This is a genomic window from Sinorhizobium garamanticum (assembly GCF_029892065.1).
In the GTDB taxonomy this organism is placed as follows: Bacteria; Pseudomonadota; Alphaproteobacteria; order Rhizobiales; family Rhizobiaceae; genus Sinorhizobium; species Sinorhizobium garamanticum.
Map to the genome: position 1 here is coordinate 3,657,429 of NZ_CP120373.1, position 16,794 is coordinate 3,674,222.

General features: G+C 59.5%; 19 protein-coding genes and 1 tRNA gene. 14 read left to right on the forward strand and 6 right to left on the reverse strand.

What is annotated here, in order from left to right:
• Window positions 1–225 precede the first annotated feature (225 nt).
• From PZN02_RS17215 to PZN02_RS17235, 5 genes are all read left to right on the forward strand, one after another.
• Window positions 226–1,266 carry a cysteine synthase A gene (locus PZN02_RS17215; RefSeq protein ID WP_280659157.1) on the forward strand — a complete coding sequence of 347 codons (1,041 nt, stop codon included), beginning with the start codon at window positions 226–228 and terminating at the stop codon, window positions 1,264–1,266.
• Window positions 1,267–1,274: 8 nt separating this feature from the next.
• Window positions 1,275–2,024, forward strand: coding sequence for an alanyl-tRNA editing protein (locus PZN02_RS17220; RefSeq protein WP_280659158.1), 750 nt, complete (start codon window positions 1,275–1,277; stop codon window positions 2,022–2,024).
• Window positions 2,025–2,041: 17 nt separating this feature from the next.
• Window positions 2,042–2,905, forward strand: a complete 864-nt coding sequence (sseA, locus tag PZN02_RS17225; RefSeq protein WP_280659159.1) for a 3-mercaptopyruvate sulfurtransferase — start codon at window positions 2,042–2,044, stop codon at window positions 2,903–2,905.
• Window positions 2,906–2,910: 5 nt separating this feature from the next.
• Window positions 2,911–3,474 carry a GNAT family N-acetyltransferase gene (locus PZN02_RS17230; protein WP_280659160.1) on the forward strand — a complete coding sequence of 188 codons (564 nt, stop codon included), beginning with the start codon at window positions 2,911–2,913 and terminating at the stop codon, window positions 3,472–3,474.
• 179 nt (window positions 3,475–3,653) lie between these two features.
• Window positions 3,654–4,121: a DUF1203 domain-containing protein gene (locus PZN02_RS17235; protein ID WP_280659161.1), complete on the forward strand. Its 468-nt coding sequence runs from the start codon at window positions 3,654–3,656 to the stop codon at window positions 4,119–4,121.
• A gap of 71 nt (window positions 4,122–4,192) precedes the next feature.
• Here PZN02_RS17235 and ald read toward each other — a convergent pair whose 3' ends face one another.
• The gene (ald, locus tag PZN02_RS17240; RefSeq protein WP_280659162.1) at window positions 4,193–5,311 is read right to left on the reverse strand and encodes an alanine dehydrogenase; all 1,119 of its coding nucleotides are present in this window, start codon (window positions 5,309–5,311) and stop codon (window positions 4,193–4,195) included.
• Window positions 5,312–5,467: 156 nt separating this feature from the next.
• On the opposite strand from ald, the gene PZN02_RS17245 reads away from it, so the two are divergent.
• Window positions 5,468–5,929, forward strand: a complete 462-nt coding sequence (locus PZN02_RS17245) for an Lrp/AsnC family transcriptional regulator (protein ID WP_280659163.1) — start codon at window positions 5,468–5,470, stop codon at window positions 5,927–5,929.
• A gap of 28 nt (window positions 5,930–5,957) precedes the next feature.
• Here the strand turns inward: PZN02_RS17245 and PZN02_RS17250 are convergent, their stop codons facing one another.
• Complete coding sequence (locus PZN02_RS17250) at window positions 5,958–7,205, reverse strand: GGDEF domain-containing protein (RefSeq protein ID WP_280659164.1); 1,248 nt, start codon at window positions 7,203–7,205, stop codon at window positions 5,958–5,960.
• 217 nt (window positions 7,206–7,422) lie between these two features.
• On the opposite strand from PZN02_RS17250, the gene PZN02_RS17255 reads away from it, so the two are divergent.
• Window positions 7,423–9,396, forward strand: a complete 1,974-nt coding sequence (locus tag PZN02_RS17255) for a bifunctional 2',3'-cyclic-nucleotide 2'-phosphodiesterase/3'-nucleotidase (RefSeq protein WP_280661529.1) — start codon at window positions 7,423–7,425, stop codon at window positions 9,394–9,396.
• Between the two features lie 437 nt (window positions 9,397–9,833).
• On the opposite strand, the gene PZN02_RS17260 is transcribed toward PZN02_RS17255, so the two are convergent.
• On the reverse strand, window positions 9,834–10,154 hold the full coding sequence (locus PZN02_RS17260) for an HlyU family transcriptional regulator (RefSeq protein WP_280659165.1): 321 nt from the start codon (window positions 10,152–10,154) through the stop codon (window positions 9,834–9,836).
• Between the two features lie 78 nt (window positions 10,155–10,232).
• Window positions 10,233–11,480, reverse strand: a complete 1,248-nt coding sequence (gene ilvA, locus PZN02_RS17265; protein WP_280659166.1) for a threonine ammonia-lyase — start codon at window positions 11,478–11,480, stop codon at window positions 10,233–10,235.
• A gap of 153 nt (window positions 11,481–11,633) precedes the next feature.
• Between ilvA and PZN02_RS17270 the strand changes: the two genes are divergently transcribed.
• The 4 genes from PZN02_RS17270 to PZN02_RS17285 all read left to right on the forward strand — a co-directional run bounded on the left by PZN02_RS17270 (window position 11,634) and on the right by PZN02_RS17285 (window position 14,811).
• Window positions 11,634–13,088 carry a TrkH family potassium uptake protein gene (locus PZN02_RS17270; protein WP_280659167.1) on the forward strand — a complete coding sequence of 485 codons (1,455 nt, stop codon included), beginning with the start codon at window positions 11,634–11,636 and terminating at the stop codon, window positions 13,086–13,088.
• 90 nt (window positions 13,089–13,178) lie between these two features.
• Window positions 13,179–13,769, forward strand: coding sequence for a hypothetical protein (locus tag PZN02_RS17275; RefSeq protein ID WP_280659168.1), 591 nt, complete (start codon window positions 13,179–13,181; stop codon window positions 13,767–13,769).
• A gap of 4 nt (window positions 13,770–13,773) precedes the next feature.
• The gene (locus PZN02_RS17280) at window positions 13,774–14,478 is read left to right on the forward strand and encodes an HAD family hydrolase (protein WP_280659169.1); all 705 of its coding nucleotides are present in this window, start codon (window positions 13,774–13,776) and stop codon (window positions 14,476–14,478) included.
• Window positions 14,479–14,725: 247 nt separating this feature from the next.
• Window positions 14,726–14,811: transfer RNA gene (locus tag PZN02_RS17285), tRNA-Leu, on the forward strand.
• Between the two features lie 345 nt (window positions 14,812–15,156).
• On the opposite strand, the gene PZN02_RS17290 is transcribed toward PZN02_RS17285, so the two are convergent.
• A complete protein-coding gene (locus tag PZN02_RS17290) occupies window positions 15,157–15,333 on the reverse strand; it encodes a hypothetical protein (RefSeq protein ID WP_280659170.1) in 177 nt (58 codons plus the stop codon).
• A 67-nt stretch (window positions 15,334–15,400) separates the two neighbouring features.
• On the opposite strand from PZN02_RS17290, the gene PZN02_RS32150 reads away from it, so the two are divergent.
• From PZN02_RS32150 to PZN02_RS17300, 3 genes are all read left to right on the forward strand, one after another.
• On the forward strand, window positions 15,401–15,640 hold the full coding sequence (locus PZN02_RS32150) for a hypothetical protein (RefSeq protein WP_342394704.1): 240 nt from the start codon (window positions 15,401–15,403) through the stop codon (window positions 15,638–15,640).
• Entirely contained in the window at window positions 15,637–15,852 is a 216-nt protein-coding gene (locus PZN02_RS17295; RefSeq protein ID WP_425336256.1) for a hypothetical protein, read from the forward strand. Before PZN02_RS32150 ends, PZN02_RS17295 begins: the two co-directional genes overlap by 4 nt.
• A gap of 362 nt (window positions 15,853–16,214) precedes the next feature.
• On the forward strand, window positions 16,215–16,373 hold the full coding sequence (locus tag PZN02_RS17300) for a VOC family protein (protein ID WP_280661531.1): 159 nt from the start codon (window positions 16,215–16,217) through the stop codon (window positions 16,371–16,373).
• Window positions 16,374–16,487: 114 nt separating this feature from the next.
• Here the strand turns inward: PZN02_RS17300 and PZN02_RS17305 are convergent, their stop codons facing one another.
• On the reverse strand, window positions 16,488–16,706 hold the full coding sequence (locus PZN02_RS17305) for a hypothetical protein (protein ID WP_180941222.1): 219 nt from the start codon (window positions 16,704–16,706) through the stop codon (window positions 16,488–16,490).
• Between the last annotated feature and the right edge of the window lie 88 nt (window positions 16,707–16,794).

A 16,794-nucleotide genomic window follows, 5' to 3' on the forward strand; every position in this document is an offset into this window, starting at 1 on the left:
CAGATTTCGCACCTTCGATCGTCCTTTTGACCACCGAGACGAATTTTGCCCGGGACAGGTTAGCTGCGAAACGCTATTTCTTGCCTAGTGCACAGGCTGAGCCGAAAACACGCCAATATTTCGGCGATCTTGCCTGTAAACCAAATGTTTATCGGATCGCCGTTCATCAGGGATTATGCTGGGCTCAGACCCGGCGTCCGTTCCGTCCAGCGTGAGGTTTTCAAAATGACCGTTCTTCCGTCCGTGCTCGAAGCGATTGGCAACACGCCGTTGATCCGGCTCCAGGCCGTTTCCGAAGCCACCGGCTGCACCATCCTCGGCAAAGCGGAATTTCTCAATCCGGGGCAATCGGTGAAGGACCGAGCTGCCCTGTGGATTATTCGCCAGGCGGAAAAATCCGGGCAGTTGAAGCCCGGCGGCGTCATCGTAGAAGGCACCGCGGGCAACACCGGAATCGGCCTTGCCGTCGTCGGCAGCGCGCTCGGATACCGTACGGTCATTGTCATTCCCGAAACGCAAAGCCAGGAAAAGAAGGACGCGTTGCGCCTAATGGGTGCCGAACTGGTGGAAGTTCCGGCGGTGCCGTACAAGAATCCCAACAACTACGTGAAGATTTCGGGCCGGCTCGCCGCCGAACTTGCAAAGACGGAACCGAACGGCGCGATCTGGGCGAACCAGTTCGATAATGTCGCGAACCGCGACGCGCACCTGGAAACGACCGCGCCGGAAATCTGGCGTGACACAGACGGCAAGGTCGACGGTTTCATCTGCGCCGTGGGCTCTGGAGGCACGCTCGCCGGCGTGGCTCAAGGGTTGCGCGCCAAAAATCCCGCGGTCAAGATCGGTATTGCCGATCCGGAAGGCGCCGCACTTTACAATTACTATGCACATGGCGAGCTCAAGGCGAGCGGGAGTTCGATTACCGAGGGCATTGGTCAGGGCCGTATCACCGCCAACCTTGAAGGTTTCACGCCGGACTTCGCCTACCAGATTCCCGATTCGGAAGCCGTGCCCTACGTCTTCGACCTGATCGAAAAGGAAGGGATCTGCGTCGGGGGCTCTACCGGCATCAACATTGCCGGCGCGGTGCGGCTCGCCAAGGATCTCGGCCCAGGCCACACGATCGTGACGATTCTCTGCGACTATGGTAACCGCTATCAGTCGAAGCTCTTCAACCCGGACTTTCTGACGTCCAAGGGCCTGCCGGTGCCAAACTGGCTGAAGACGACTTCGAGCATCACCGTGCCATACGAACCCGTCGGATAAAATTTGCGATGACCAAGACCGTTACCGCCCTTTTCCGTGAAGATTTCTACCTCTCGACCTGCGAGGCAAGCGTGATCGGAATTCTCGATGATGGCGGGATCGAGCTTGATCAGACGTGCTTCTACGCCACCTCCGGCGGACAGCCGGGCGATACCGGCTTTCTCGAACGCGGAGACGGAAGCCGAATCGCGATCGCAAGCACCCGGCACGGCGACACCAAGGACGTCATCATACACGTCGCGGCGGAGGGTCAGCCTTCGCCGGCGATCGGCGAAAAGCTCATCCTCCACATCGACTGGCCGCGCCGATACCGATTGATGCGCATGCACACCGCCTGCCACCTGCTTTCCGTCGTTTGCCCCTTCCCGATCACCGGCGCCGCCGTTGGGGAGGACGAAAGCCGCGTCGACTTCGACATGAGCGAAACAATCGACAAGGACCAAGTGACGGCTGCGCTCATGAAACTCGTCGACGAGAACCACCCCGTCTACGTGCAATGGATCACGGACGAAGAACTCGCCGCCAACCCGGGCATCGTCAAATCGAAGAATGTCCGTCCGCCCATGGGTCTTGGCAGGGTGAGCCTCGTCTGCATCGGAAAAGACTCGGCCATCGACAGCCAGCCCTGCGGCGGCACGCACGTGTCCGAAACCCAGGAGGTGGGCGCGATTCACATCGCCAAGATCGAAAAGAAGGGCAAGGAGAATCGGCGTTTTCGGATACGCTTCGGAACGCCGGAAGATCGTGCGGCTGTTTGAGTCTAGGAGTGACGACAATGAACAACAACAATGAGAACGGGAGCGCTTTTGTCGTTTCTGCGGACTGGCTCCAGCAGCGCCTTGCCGATCCTTCCGTGAAGATCCTGGACGCTGCCTGGTATCTGCCGGCACAGAACCGGGATCCGAAGTCGGAATACGAGGCCGCGCACATTCCCGGTGCCATTTTCTTCGATCAGGATGCGATCGCCGATCAATCAAGCGGACTGCCGCACACCCTACCCTCGCCGCAAGCCTTCGCTCAAGCCGTCGGCGCTATGGGCATCAATGAGAACGATACAATCGTCGTTTACGACGGGCCCGGCATCTTCACCGCGCCGCGCGTTTGGTGGATGTTCCGGATCATGGGCGCAAAGGACGTCTTCGTTCTCGATGGCGGGATGGATGGCTGGAAGGCGGAGGGACGGCCGACGACCAGAGAAATCCCTAATCCGACGCCACGCGTCTTCAACGCCACGTTCAATGCGGCCGCCGTCACCTCCTTCGAGCGCATGAAGGATGTTGTAGGAAACAGGCTCGCGCAGATTGCCGATGCGCGCGGCGCGGGCCGCTTCACCGGCGAGGAACCGGAGCCGCGGGCCGGCATGCGCTCGGGGCATATGCCTGGAGCCAAGAGTCTGCCGTCCGGCGTCTTTTCTGAAGGAGGCAAGCTCAAGAGCCTCGACAGCTTGCGCCAAACCTTTAGCGATGCTGGCGTCGACCTGACGCAGCCGGTCGTCACCACTTGCGGGTCCGGCATCACCGCGGCAATCATAACCCTTGCCCTTCAATCGCTGGGGCACACGGACAATACGCTCTATGATGGCTCTTGGTCGGAATGGGGCGGACGGCCCGACACGCCTGTAGTGACCGGCAGAGAGTGAATGCCATGCAAGGATCGAAACCTGCAGCGATCACGGCGCACGTGACCGAACTCGAGATGACGTCGCCGCCGAAACAAAGCCTGCCGATACCCGTCAATATCCACACGGCCGTATTGCGTGTATCGGACATCCCGCTCGCCTATTACCGCTTCCTTTACCTTCGCGTCGGCAAGCGCTGGCATTGGACGGAGCGCCTGCGAATGAGCGACGAGGAACTGGCAGACGTACTCCACAACAAGGGGACGACAGTCACCGTTCTCTATGTCGACGGTGCACCAGCCGGCTTCTTCGAACTGCACGAACGCGAAAACGAGGTCATCGAACTTACCCATTTCGGCCTTATGGAACACGCGCTCGGTCTCGGTCTCGGCAAATGGTTCCTGCTGCAGACGTTGCTGGCGGCCTGGGCGATGAACCCGCGCAAGGTCAAGGTGACGACGAACAATCTCGACCACCCGCGCGCCCTTCAGCTTTATCAGCAGTTTGGTTTTTCACCGGTTGCGACGCGGGAGGCAATTGTCGAACCGTTGAGTGACGCCGAGTTGCTTGCCTTGGCAAAAAAACTTTGACTCATAAAGCGCCGTGCGTGTCTTCAGGCGCACGGCGCCGCAGCACTTTGAATTCCTGCACGTTCTTTCGATAAATCGGCTCCGACTTAGAACATGCGATAGGCAAGTTTCGGGTGTCGGTACGGCCCGAAACGGCGCATCCATCTTCTCCAAGATTGCTTTTGACGAGGAGAACCGCCATGGCTCTACACTACATCCCCATGCCCGACGACGACGCAAAACGACTGCGCGGTGGTGGTCTTGATGCCTATGGGAACCAACCTGAGCAGCGTATTTCGGATGGCGCCGGCGTTCCCTGCCGGCATTGTCTGCGCAACGTCGATAGTGGCAAGTCGTATCTTGTCCTCGCTTATCGACCGTTCGCGTCCGTGCAAGCTTACGCAGAGACTGGACCGATCTTCCTGCACGCCGACGAATGCCCCGCATACGACGAATACGCGCTGCCGCCGATCCTCACATCCAGCAAGGAGTATCTGTTGCGGGGATACGGGAACGACGATCGCATCGTCTACGGAACCGGTGGCGTCGTTGCGGTGGAAAGGCTGCCAGAGCGCGCCGAAGAACTGTTGGCTCGGACGGACGTTGCCTACGTGCACGTGCGTTCAGCCAAGTACAACTGTTACCAGTGCCGTATCGAGATTGCCTGAACCTGCGGCGCCGCGCGACTATGAGGATCAGGCCCGGCGCCTTGGACGCCGGGCCAAGCAAGGTGATCGTGTCAGGCGACGTTGAGAACAGCCTCGGGCGCGTAGGCATCATAGCCGAGGGCCTCTGCCACAGGCCCGTTCGTCACGCGGCCCTTGTGGACGTTCAGGCCGGCACGCAGGTGGCGGTCCTCGGCGATCGCCTTGAGGCCACGATCGGCGAGTTGCAGGCCGTAGTAGAGCGTGGCGTTGTTCAACGCCTGTGCCGAAGTCACCGGCACCGCGCCCGGCATATTCGCGACGCAATAATGCACGACGCCGTCCACCTCGTACGTCGGATCGGAATGCGTCGTCGCGTGCGAAGTCTCGAAGCAACCGCCCTGGTCGATCGCGACATCGACGATGACTGCGCCCTTTTTCATGCCGGAAAGCATTTCGCGCGTGACGAGCTTGGGAGCGGCAGCCCCTGGGATCAGCACCGCGCCGATTACCAGATCGGCGGAAAAGACTTCCTCCTCGAGCGCATCGATCGTCGAGAAGCGGGTGTGAACGCGACCGTGGAAGATATCGTCGAGCTGACGCAGGCGCGGGATGGAACGGTCGAGGATCGAAACGTCCGCACCAAGACCGACGGCCATCTTTGCGGCGTGCAGGCCGACAACACCACCGCCGATGATCGCGACCTTGGCCGGCAGCACGCCCGGCACTCCGCCGAGGAGGATGCCACGGCCGCCGTTCGCCTTCTGAAGCGACGTCGCGCCCGCCTGGATGGCAAGCCGTCCGGCGACCTCCGACATCGGCGCAAGCAGCGGCAGTCCACCGCGTTCATCCGTAACCGTTTCGTAGGCGACCGCCGTAACGCCCGACTTGAGCAATCCCCTCGTCTGCTCGGGATCCGGCGCCAGATGCAAATATGTGTAGAGAATTTGGCCTTCCCGCAGTTGGGTCCATTCGGAAGGCTGCGGTTCTTTGACCTTGACGATCATGTCCGACTTTTCGAACACTTCCTTGGCCGTCGAAACGATCCGCGCTCCTGCAGCGCGATAAGCGTCGTCGTCTGCCCCGATCCCTGCCCCGGCCTTGGTTTCGACGATCACCTCGTGACCATGGGCAACATATTCCCGTACCGAACCGGGCGTCAGACCTACACGGTATTCATGGTTTTTGATTTCCTTCGGGCAACCGACACGCATCTAGCGTTCCTCTCCTGTCTGTGGGCTTTGCGCCGCATTGATGACGAGCCCAGCAAAACAGATGGTCCCGCGAATGTCCTTGCAAAGAGATGCCTGACAGCGCATTACTTTCGAATATTATTGCGCACTTAAGCGAAATGATGAAGGAAATCCCGAATGAGCGCGCTCGACACCATTGATCATGCGATTCTGCGCATACTTCAGCAGAACGGCAGGATATCCAATGCGGATCTCGCTGCGAAGGTCGGCCTTTCCCCCTCCGCCTGCTCCCGGCGCGTCGACATCCTCGAAAAATCGGGCACGATCAGCGGCTACCATGCCCGCATCGCGCACAAGGCGCTCGACTACAAGATCATGGTCATCGTGCACATCTCGCTGTCCGGCCAGTTCGCCAAAACGCTTGCCGAGTTCGAGGCTGCCGTAAAACTCTGCCCCAATGTGCTGGTCTGTTATCTGATGTCGGGAGAATACGACTACATCCTGCGCGTGGCGGCCAAGGATCTGGAGGATTACGAGCGGATTCACCGGGACTGGCTGTCGGCCCTGCCGCATGTCGTGAAGATCAATTCCAGCTTCTCGCTTCGCGAGATTATCGACCGGCCGAATGTCGGCATCTGAAGATCTTCGGCGCCGCTCGCTGCGCCGACTATCGTCCGACCACTCGGTTGCGGCCACCGCTCTTGGCAGCATAGAGACGCAAGTCCGCCTGCGACAACAACTCGCGAATGCCGTTTCCGTCTCCGAATGCCGATGACAGACCGATGCTGGCGGTCACCGGATCGCCGTTCGGCGTCGTCACGCGGCCGTAGACCGCGAGCCGTATGTCTTCGGCGCGTGAAAGCGCGTCCGGATAGGCGAGCCCAGGGCACAGTACGACGAATTCTTCGCCGCCGTAGCGGAACAGGCGATCCGTCGGCCTGATTGTCGCCTTCACCGTTGCGACCAGATTCTGCAGCACATGATCGCCCTCGATGTGCCCGAAGCGATCATTGACGCTCTTGAAGTGATCGACATCGATGATCATCAGGCTGACGGGAGCATTCTTCGCGGCAGCATCGCGCAGCATCTGCTGGCCCTCGGCCTCGAAGCGGCTTCGATCGAGTGCACCGGTCAACGTGTCCTGACCGGAGCGCGACAGCAGATCCTCGTAGCGCTCGCGAAACGTCAGATCATTGAAGACATCGCCAAGCGGCCGATCGGACATCGCCAGAAACGGGTGGCGCGATGCGTTGAGGTAGACGCCTATGGCAACCGCGTAGAACGGCGCCGCCAGCATCTTCGCCATCCAGCCGCCCCAGAACACATCCGCCGGCGCATCGTTCACCCAATGCAGCGCCGCATAGAATCCCAGCTGATCGAGGGTCAGGACCACGACGCCGCAGATCAGGAACCGAGCCGTAACAAACCGGCGGAACCAACGGCCGAGCCTCTCGTAGAGCAGAATGATGATGAGAGAATCGAAATACAGAAGCGTCGTACCCCAGACCATCAGCCATCCCATCTCATCGATGAAGGCAATGTCGGCGACACGATTGGGAACGACGGATACGGTGTCATGCAACCTGAGCAGCAGGCTCAGGACTACTGTCAGAAAGTTCCCCGCAAGCAATCCGTAGATAGGCTGACGAACCGTCGCCGCATCCTCCTTCACATAGAGGAGGAGGATCATCATGAGCTTGCCGGAAAAGAACACGGCAGAGCCTGGGGAGATCACTCCGAACGGCAGCTGAACGTAGAAGACGGCGGCGAGATAGGTTTCGATGAAATGCATCACGCCGAGCGCCGCCACGAAAACGCCAAGGCCCAGGCGCCCACGCAGATGCAGCAACCAGATCATTGCCACCACGTAGATCAGTGCCTCGCCGATGAAGAGAATGAGATTGGCGTTTGGCATGCACCCGAGATTTCCGTTTTTGTTCGCCAGTCTCTTAGAATTAAACCTTGAAGAAAACTTTACCCATTCCGTACTGGGGCGGCGTCAAATAGGCAAGATTCCGCCGCTTTGCCTTGCAGGTTCCTTCGGCCATAGTCCCCAGTATTCCAAGACGTTACTGCAGGCTTGCCACCGCGTCCGCGGAGAGTTTTTCAACATGGAGACAGCGATGCCGTCAATGACCGCTCTTCACGCCATTTCGCGCCGTTCGCTGCTTGGCGGGCTCGCCGCCTCTTCTGCACTGGCGATACTTCATCCCTTTTCCGCGCGCGCCACGGCCAACCAGGCACACCTGCGAATCATGGAAACGACGGACCTGCACGTCCATGTATTCCCCTACGACTATTACGGCGACAAGCCAAACGACACCGTGGGCTTCGCCCGCACTGCTTCCATCATCGATGCGATCCGAGCGGAGGCAACCAACTCCGTCCTCGTGGATAACGGCGACTTCCTTCAAGGAAACCCGATGGGGGACTACATCGCCTACGAGCGCGGCATGAAGGAAGGCGATCTGCACCCGATCATCGCTGCGATGAACGTGCTTGGCTATGATTGCGGGACGCTCGGCAATCACGAGTTCAACTACGGCCTGGACTTCATGTTCAACGTGCTGAACGGCGCCAATTTTCCGATTGTCTGCGCCAACCTGACCAAGGGCGCCCTTGCGGCGAACGCACGTCAGGATGCGCTCTTCCTCAAGCCCTATGTCATTCTCGACCGCAAAGTGAAGGACGGCGCGGGCCAAGAACATGCGATTCGCATCGGCCTGATCGGGTTCGTTCCACCGCAGATCATGACGTGGGACGCGAAGAATCTTGAGGGCAAGGCGAACGCACGCGATATCGTCAAGGCGGCGGAAGCCTGGGTGCCACAGATGCGCGAGGAAGGCGCCGACATCGTCGTCGCGCTTTCCCACTCTGGGATCGGACAGCAAAACTATGCCGAAAACCTCGAGAACGCGTCGGTGCCTCTGGCTGCCGTCGACGGCATCGACGCCATCGTGACCGGTCACAGCCACCTCGACTTTCCCGGACCGAAATTCGAGGGCCTTGCCGGTGTCGACAATACGAAAGGACTGATCTCCGGCAAGCCGGGCGTGATGGGCGGCTTCTGGGGCTCGCATCTCGGTCTGATAGACCTACTCCTCGAGCGTGATGGTAGTGCGTGGCGGGTAGTCAGTTCGACGAGTGAGGCTCGCCCCATCTATCGGCGGGAGGAGAAGAAGGTGATCGCCGAAGTCGGCGACAAGCCGGAGGTCCTGGCAGCTGCAGCAAAGGACCACGAGGCGACGCTCGCCTATGTTCGCACCCCCGTCGGCAAAACCTCGGCACCGCTCTATTCCTACTTCTCTCTTGTTGCCGACGACCCGTCGGTCCAGATCGTCAGTCAGGCGCAGACCTGGTACATCCGCGACATGCTCAAGGACACGGAGCACAAGTACTTACCGGTTTTGTCCGCGGCCGCCCCCTTCAAGGCCGGCGGTCGCGGAGGCGCCGACTACTATACCGATGTCCCAGCGGGCGACATTGCCATCAAGAACGTTGCAGATCTCTACCTCTATCCGAACACGGTACAGGCCGTTGTCATCACAGGGGACCAGGTGGCCAATTGGCTCGAGATGTCGGCCGGCATCTTCAATCAGGTTGCGCCCGGATCCGTCGACGCGGAGCTGATCAACGCGGGCTTCCCGTCCTATAATTTCGACGTGATCGACGGCGTCACCTATGAGATCGACCTCTCACAACCGGCGAAGTTCGACAAGGACGGCAATCTGGTGAGCGCCGCGGCAAAGCGCATCCAGAACCTGCAATTTGACGGCAAGCCGATCGACCCCGCGCAAAAGTTCGTGGTGGCGACCAACAACTATCGCGCTGGCGGTGGTGGCAACTTCCCGGACATCGCTTCCGACAAGGTGATCCTCGTCGCGCCAGACACCAACCGCGATGTCATCGTCCGCTACATCGTCGAACAGGGAACGATCAACCCGTCGGCCGATGCGAACTGGAGATTCGTGCCGCTCAAGGACACGAGCGTGCTTTTCGACAGCAGCCCAAAGGCAAGACGGTTCCTGCCGCAGGTGAAAGCTGTTGCGATCGAAGAAGCCGGCGAAGGCGCGGAGGGCTTCGCCCGATTCCGTATCAGGCTCTAGAGCCCTTCAGGGTTAAATGGAAGCAGTTCTGCCGGAGCAGGTTTTCGTCAGGGCAGAGGCGATTGGCGAAGGGGCGTACCCGGATGTACGTCCGAGCCGATCGCCTCTGAGCCTGGCGGAAAGATGCCCGGCCCTTCGGGTTGGCTGACACGGGCCGCCTGATCGGCCGGCCGGCTTGGCCGTATGCTTTGGCTACGCCGCGCGCCGGCCGGTCGACTCCGTTTGAGCCAACAGAACTGTTTCCATTTAACCATGAAGGGCTCCAAGATGCGGCGCGTAGGTGGGCCGAATGCGGGCCCATCGTCGTAGCCCGTCTGTACTCGCGCTGATTATCTTGTCGATGGGAGGGAGCTCATTCAATCTCTGAGAAAAGCTCACTCACCCAACGTTATGCGAGAATATTCATCGATGAGCGGCCGAACCTATGCGACGTGGCTCTAAACCGGCCGGGATGGCGAGTCGTCCTCAAAGAGTGAGGAGCGTTGCTCGTCGACGATCTGTCGACCCTTTCGCAGAGCCGCATCGATGGCGTCCTGTTCGGACGCGAAAAGATCGGCGCGAATGAAGGTGCGCACCTTCACGGTGGCATCGGGCATTGTCTTTTCGATGCTGCCTGCCAGGCGATATTGCGGCCCCTCCCGCATGGGAGTCGCGCGGATCAAGCAATCCCCATAGGATTCCGTCTTGCCAACGGCCTGCGCCGCTTCTTCTTTGGAGCCACCGGAGAAGCCGAACAATTTCGAGAAAAACGATGCCATGACTCATGGTTAGCCGCGGCCGCCGACGCTGTCAAAGGCTAAGTGCGTGCAATCCCGTCCACCTGCTCGATGCTGAGATCAAATGACGAGATTGGCGAGAATCTCGTTCTCGGTAATGTCCTGATAGCGCAGGCCGGCCGCATCGAAGCGCGCCTTCAGGGCCGGGAAGTTCTCTGCGTGCTTGGTCTCTATGCCGATGAGGACGGAGCCGAAGTTGCGCGCCGACTTCTTCAAATACTCGAACCGCGCAATATCGTCTTCGTCGCCGAGCAGGTTGAGGAAATCGCGTAGCGCGCCGGGGCGCTGGGCCATGCGCAGGATGAAATATTTCTTGAGCCCGGCATGCCGCATCGCCCGCTCCTTTACATCGGGGAGGCGCTCGAAGTCGAAGTTGCCTCCGGATACGACGGCAACCACTGTTTTGCCTTTCAGCCGTTCGCGACCGAGGATCTCCAGCGCTGTTATGGAAAGAGCACCGGCGGGCTCCAGAACCACACCCTCGACGTTCAGCATGTCGATGATCGTCAAGCAAATCGCGTTCTCCGGCAGCAACATCACCTGCTCCGGCGCAAAGGCCGCCAGCGCAGCGAAGTTCAGGTCGCCAACGCGCGCGACAGCCGCACCATCGACGAAGTTGTCCACCTGGTCGAGTGTAACCACGCTGCCGGTCTCGAGGCTCCGCTTCAGGCTTGGCGCTCCCGCCGGCTCGCAAAATACGAAACGATCCGTCGAAAGCGTGTCGGCGAGATAGCCGGTGACACCGGCGGACAGGCCACCACCGCCCACGGGCAGGGCGACAAGATCGGGAATGACGCCTCCCGGTAGTTGCTGGGCAATTTCGGCGGCTACGGTCGCCTGCCCTTCGATTATGTCTGCATGATCGAAGGGCGGCACCATGACGCCGGCAATCGCTTCGACATGGTCGCGCGCCGCCTGATAGCACTGGTCGAAAATGTCGCCGAAGAGGCGGATCGTAATGAACTCGCCACCAAACATGCGTGTCTTGTCTATCTTCTGCTGCGGCGTCGTCACCGGCATAAAGACGACGCCCGGAACGCCGAAGTGACGGCAGACAAAAGCAAAACCCTGCGCATGGTTTCCAGCCGAGGCACAAACGAAGGTCTTTCCCGCGGCCCCGGCGGCAAGAGCCTTGCGGAAGAAATTGAAGGCGCCGCGGATTTTGTAGGAGCGCACGGGCGAAAGATCCTCACGCTTCAGATAGACCGTCGCGCCGTAGCGGGCACTGAGGTGATCGTTGAGTTGCAGCGGCGTTGCCGGAAAGATTTCACGGAGTGCGAGCGCCGCATTTTCAACTTCCTGCTTCATAATTTAGGGTCATCCGTTGCGTTTGCCGATGCCTGACGCTATCGCACATTGCCTCGTGTGAGGCCATCGATTTGACACGAATCGATCGGGCAAGCCACTATGCCAGCGGGCGGCCACCGGCCTGTTCGACAACTGTTTCCGGGAAATCGAAGCTTGAATGCAACCCTGTTTCGGCACGCTGTCCACATCGCGGCAATCCTCGGTCTCTACCTTTCCGGCGCGATGTTGATCCCTGCTCTCGTCGACCTCTACTACGGACATGCGGACTGGGAGATCTTCGCCGTAACGGCCTTCCTAACTGGTGGTCTCTCTGCGGCGACCTTCATGGCGACCCGGGCGGGACCTCCACCGTTCTCGAAAAAATTCGGCTTCCTTCTGGTCAATCTGCTCTGGTTCGTCTTCTCGGTCGTCGGCGCAATCCCGCTCTGGCTCTCCTCGCTCGATCTTGATTTCGCTCAAGCGCTCTTCGAATCCGTTTCCGCGGTTACGACCACTGGCTCGACCGTCATCGTTGGGCTCGACAATGCTCCACCTGGACTGCTGCTCTGGCGCTCACTTCTTTGCTGGCTGGGCGGCATCGGGATCGTCGTTCTCGGCCTCTTCATCATTCCCTACTTGCGCGTCGGCGGCATGTCCTTCTTCAAGATGGAGTCCTCCGACACGGGCGACAAGCCATTCGCCCGCATCGCAAGCTTCAGCCGCGCCTTCCTCGCCATCTATGTGACGATCACACTGCTCTGCGCGATCAGCTACGGCATGACCGGCATGAACCGCTTCGACGCGATCAATCACGCAATGTCGACCGTCGCCACCGGCGGCTTTTCAACCCACGATGCGTCATTTGCCTATTTCGGCAGCATTCCACTGCTGTGGACCGGTACGTTCTTCATGACGCTTTGCAGCCTGCCCTTCTCCATCCTGATCGTGCTCGTCGTCCGCGGGCGCCTCGACGCGCTGCGCGATCCGCAAATCACCGTCTTTCTCGGCTATCTCACCGCGTTTTCGGTGGCCGTCGCCGTCTATCATCGGCTTGCAAACGGCGTCGAATTTCATCTGGCGCTGGCACACTCTTTCTTCAATGTCACTTCGATCCTTTCGACCAGCGGCTATGCGAGCGAAGACTATAGTCTTTGGGGTCCGTTCGTCGTCATGACCGCGTTTATCGCCACCTTCATGGGCGGTTGTTCCGGCTCGACTGCCGGCGGCATCAAGGCCTATCGTTTTGTCGTGCTCTTCAACGCGATCCGCTCCGGGTTGAACAGGCTCGTCTATCCGAATGCGATCTATGCGGTGCGCTACGGCAACAATACCGTCGATGCGGATACGCAGCGCGCCATCTTCCTGTTTTTCATAACCTATATCCTGCTCTGGGTTTTCGGCAGCCTGATGATGGGCGCGCTTGGCTACGACCTGGTCACGGCCGTCTCCGCCGTCATCACCTGCCTTTCCAATGTCGGTCCCGGCCTCGGCAGCATTATCGGCCCGGCCGGCAACTTCTCGACGCTCGAGGACCCGGAACTCTACCTTTTGTCGCTGATGATGCTGCTCGGGCGCCTCGAAGTCCTGACCGTTCTCGTCATCCTGACCCCGATCTTCTGGAAGCACTGAGCGGCTTGATTTACGTCGACTTGGCAATGCCTTGACTTGGCGTGGCAAATACCGAAAGTCTTGAGGCAATGGGCACAGGGGAGGAATACAATGCCGAAACGCCTGCTCTTGCTTGCAACAATGACTGCCGCGATCGTGGGGACGACCGATGCGGCCGCCCTGGCCGGTCCACTTTCCGATGCCGCCACGAAAGCGGAACAGCAGGCGACCTCGGGAGACGCGGCGGGTGCCCGGGAGACGCTGCGGCAGGCAGTGAGCGACTTTTCCCAAACGCTTCCCTTCGCGATCGGCAAGGCGGTCTTCGTCACGGCCGAGCCAGCGGGCTACGCCATGTACGAGCCCAAAGCCGATCCCACCTTCAAAGCCGGAGAAGCCATCGTATCCTATGTCGAGCCGGTTGGGCTCACCTGGAAGGAAGCGAGCGTCAAGGGCAAGATCCAGACGCGTTTCACGGTGGATTTCGATATCCTCAACCCAAAGGGCGAAATCCTTGCCAGCCAAAAGGCATTCGGCGATTTCACCTTCACGGGCTACCAGCGCAACCAGGAAATCTACTCGACCCTGACGATCGACGTGACTGGCGCCCCCGCCGGCGACTACGTCCTGCGCTTCCATTTCAATGATATCAACAGCGGCAAGAGCGCAACTGTCGACCAGCCCTTCAAGATCGCCGCGCAATAGGTCCATGCCGAACAGAATTACGACAATCGGTTTCGATGCCGACGATACGCTGTGGCAGAACGAACAGTTCTATCGCCTCACAGAGGAGCGCTTCGTCGATTTGCTGAAGGACCACACCGACCCGAAGGAGCTGCCTGCGAGATTGCTCGCGGCCGAAAAGCGCAATCTCGGCCTCTATGGCTTCGGCATCAAGGGCTTCACCCTGTCGATGATCGAGACGGCGCTCGAAGTAACCGGCGGCAACCTGCCGCCGTCCGTGATTGCCGAAATCCTCGCCGCCGGACGGGAAATGCTTGGCCATCCGGTCGAACCGCTGCCAAACGTCCAGGAGACGCTGGAGGCTCTCGCCGGACGCTTTCGCCTCGTCATGATCACCAAGGGCGACCTTTTCGATCAGGAACGGAAGCTCGCCGCCTCCGGCCTTGGCGACTTCTTCGCCGCCATCGAGATCGTCAGCGACAAGACCATGTCCACCTATGAGAGGATATTCTCGCAACACGGCGACGGTCCGTCGAGGAGCCTCATGGTCGGCAATTCGCTGAAGTCGGACATCGTCCCTGCGCTGGCAGCGGGCAGTTGGGGCGTCTATGTCCCGCACGCCCTCACCTGGTCCTTCGAATATCACGAGAAACCGGAAGACCATCCGCGTTTTCATGAAATCGCCGACCTCGGTCAGCTTGAAACGCTGTTGCGCAAAATCGCCGGCTGATTGACGGCTCGGCTGCACAAAGGGCCTTGGTGCGGACGACGGGAATCGAACCCGTAAACCTTTGATAAGGCGACGGATTTTAAGTCCCTAAATCCGGGTTCCGCCAAAAGCCAGCGCCTTGAAAAGACTAGCGATTTAGCATCACCTGATCTGCCACAGGGGCACCGCGTAACATAGATTGTCACACGGGTTTGTCACACGGAAGGCCGTTGTATTTCCTATGGATTTCGCTAAAGAGGAACCCGGAGCGGACGTGGCGAAATCGGTAGACGCAAGGCACTTAAAATGCCTCGGGCAACGCCCGTGCGGGTTCGATCCCCGCCGTCCGCACCATCACTCTCTAACTGTGGACTTCAAACGATGGCGTTCTCGGACATAAGGTGGAAGGCGCATCTTGCTGATCTTCTATGGGGCATCATCTCGGGACCGATGTCCCTTGGCATCTATGTCGGTTTGGCGATGATCTTGGCCGCTCTGTTTAGTGCAGCTACAGGCACCCCCGCGTATATACCGGTCGTCACAGCGGTAGTGCTAGCCTTCGTGGTAAATCCACCTAGGTTGTTACGACGAATGAGGGCTCGGCGCCGCACGTAGGCGTTACCCTTGACCACTGCATTGGATCTTGGGCAGCTGCGAGGATCCAGCCTCGGTAGTTTCCCACCGAGGCCCCTCATTCGATCAGTCGTCGTTCACGACCCGCAGCTTCGGAGCTGCCGTTGGTTCAAGCGCCGCCGCCACGTCGTCGAGAGCCGAGGGCGACAGCTTCATGTAGCGCTGTGTCACCGACAGGTTGGAGTGATCTCCATCCCGAGCGAAAAATTGCGCGAACCCCTGATTCGCCAGGGGTTCAATCACCGCCCTTTGCTGGCAATCTAGGCTGCCTCGAAATTTTGTCCTTGCATTGCTGACCGAGGGTACTGGCGTGCGTCCACTGCAAGCGTCATCTGACGTGCCTTTGTTTCCGGAAGACCTGGACACGCTTCAGCGTGTATTCGATCGCCTCTGCTACGAGCATCGGTGGCCGCGCGACAGTGCGCCCGCGCAAAGGTACGGCAGAATGCTGATCGAGGCCTATCAGGCCGGAACCACCAATGAGCTTCATCTTCTCACAGCTGGGCGCCTGTTCGTGCGCAGGTCCCGAGAGGCCAGGAGTTTCGTGTGATGACGGCCGCTCCACTCAGCCGCAACGAACCGGAGGAAAGGCGCCGTCGCATCGATGCGATGAAGGAAGCTTTTGCCCGCGCCATCGTAGAACGCCAGGCCGAACTACATGATCAGGAAACGCCTGGCCGACGCGTGGCTTGGAAGGCCCTCCTTCTGGGGAAGAAATCACAGGGCACCGACGGACCGGATACGTCCTTAAAAGAATATTGAACACCAATATGTTGCGACATCAGCTTCGTAACTGAGATAATACGTTTCGTACGCGCACCTCGCTTCGATTGTTTTTACTTCCGCGCGAGGATGCTGACAGAAACTGACAGCATCGTCTCCTATAACCCCTACTGTCGGAAAAAGGAGACAATTTTGCTCAAGCCCAATCTCATTCTCTTGTATGTTCAGGATCCTGCGGAAAGCTCGGCCTTCTATTCGCGTCTGCTTGGCCGCCAGCCGTCGGCGTTGTTTCCCACCTATGCCGCGTTCGAATTTGATGGCGGCGTCAGCTTGGGGCTGTGGTCGACGAGCGCGGAAAATTTCCACACGTCCGGGAAAGCAACCGCACCGAACTCGCGTTCATGGTGGAGAACGATGCCGCCGTTGAGCGGCTTTACGACGCTTGGCGCCGAGTGGGTGTGACGATAGAGCAGAAACTGATGACGGCGGTCTTCGGCCGAACATTCGTCGCTCTTGATCCTGACGGCCATCGATTCAGGGTCTGCACGCCGGACGATTGAAGCCGCGCGGCGCGCACAAAACATCCCGTCATTCGTTCGGCACGAATGGTGGGGATATCAAGCTTGCGCGAGGCGACACGTCACAACATCTCGCGGTGAGATTCCGGACCGGTCTCAGTGGTAGTAAAAGCAATCGCAGTCAGCCTTGTAGGCGTCTTCTCCTCGCCACACTCTGACCGCCAGTTTCGACGATTTTCCGTTGTCGTCCAACCTCAAACCAAGCAACGAGACCGCCGCTGCCTTCGGATTGGGTGCGTCAACTTCGATAACCGATCCGACCTGATGAACGCCCAAGCGGGCGGTCCAGGTGAAGATTTGAACGCTATAATGCATGGAAATCCTCCGTCGCGTTGTCGCCGCGTACGGGGACGGCGTCGTCAGGGGCGAATACGCTCGGACTCAACTGCCCCTTTAAGCATCT

Bases quoted from the DNA above. Each gene is read 5' to 3' on its own strand.
- PZN02_RS17215 (WP_280659157.1), top strand. From the start codon at position 226: ATGACCGTTCTTCCGTCCGTGCTCGAAGCGATTGGCAACACGCCGTTG.
- PZN02_RS17220 (WP_280659158.1), top strand. From the start codon at position 1,275: ATGACCAAGACCGTTACCGCCCTTTTCCGTGAAGATTTCTACCTCTCG.
- sseA (WP_280659159.1), top strand. From the start codon at position 2,042: ATGAACAACAACAATGAGAACGGGAGCGCTTTTGTCGTTTCTGCGGAC.
- PZN02_RS17230 (WP_280659160.1), top strand. From the start codon at position 2,911: ATGCAAGGATCGAAACCTGCAGCGATCACGGCGCACGTGACCGAACTC.
- PZN02_RS17235 (WP_280659161.1), top strand. From the start codon at position 3,654: ATGGCTCTACACTACATCCCCATGCCCGACGACGACGCAAAACGACTG.
- ald (WP_280659162.1), bottom strand. From the start codon at position 5,311: ATGCGTGTCGGTTGCCCGAAGGAAATCAAAAACCATGAATACCGTGTA.
- PZN02_RS17245 (WP_280659163.1), top strand. From the start codon at position 5,468: ATGAGCGCGCTCGACACCATTGATCATGCGATTCTGCGCATACTTCAG.
- PZN02_RS17250 (WP_280659164.1), bottom strand. From the start codon at position 7,205: ATGCCAAACGCCAATCTCATTCTCTTCATCGGCGAGGCACTGATCTAC.
- PZN02_RS17255 (WP_280661529.1), top strand. From the start codon at position 7,423: ATGACCGCTCTTCACGCCATTTCGCGCCGTTCGCTGCTTGGCGGGCTC.
- PZN02_RS17260 (WP_280659165.1), bottom strand. From the start codon at position 10,154: ATGGCATCGTTTTTCTCGAAATTGTTCGGCTTCTCCGGTGGCTCCAAA.
- ilvA (WP_280659166.1), bottom strand. From the start codon at position 11,480: ATGAAGCAGGAAGTTGAAAATGCGGCGCTCGCACTCCGTGAAATCTTT.
- PZN02_RS17275 (WP_280659168.1), top strand. From the start codon at position 13,179: ATGCCGAAACGCCTGCTCTTGCTTGCAACAATGACTGCCGCGATCGTG.
- PZN02_RS17280 (WP_280659169.1), top strand. From the start codon at position 13,774: ATGCCGAACAGAATTACGACAATCGGTTTCGATGCCGACGATACGCTG.
- PZN02_RS17300 (WP_280661531.1), top strand. From the start codon at position 16,215: ATGGTGGAGAACGATGCCGCCGTTGAGCGGCTTTACGACGCTTGGCGC.
- PZN02_RS17305 (WP_180941222.1), bottom strand. From the start codon at position 16,706: ATGCATTATAGCGTTCAAATCTTCACCTGGACCGCCCGCTTGGGCGTT.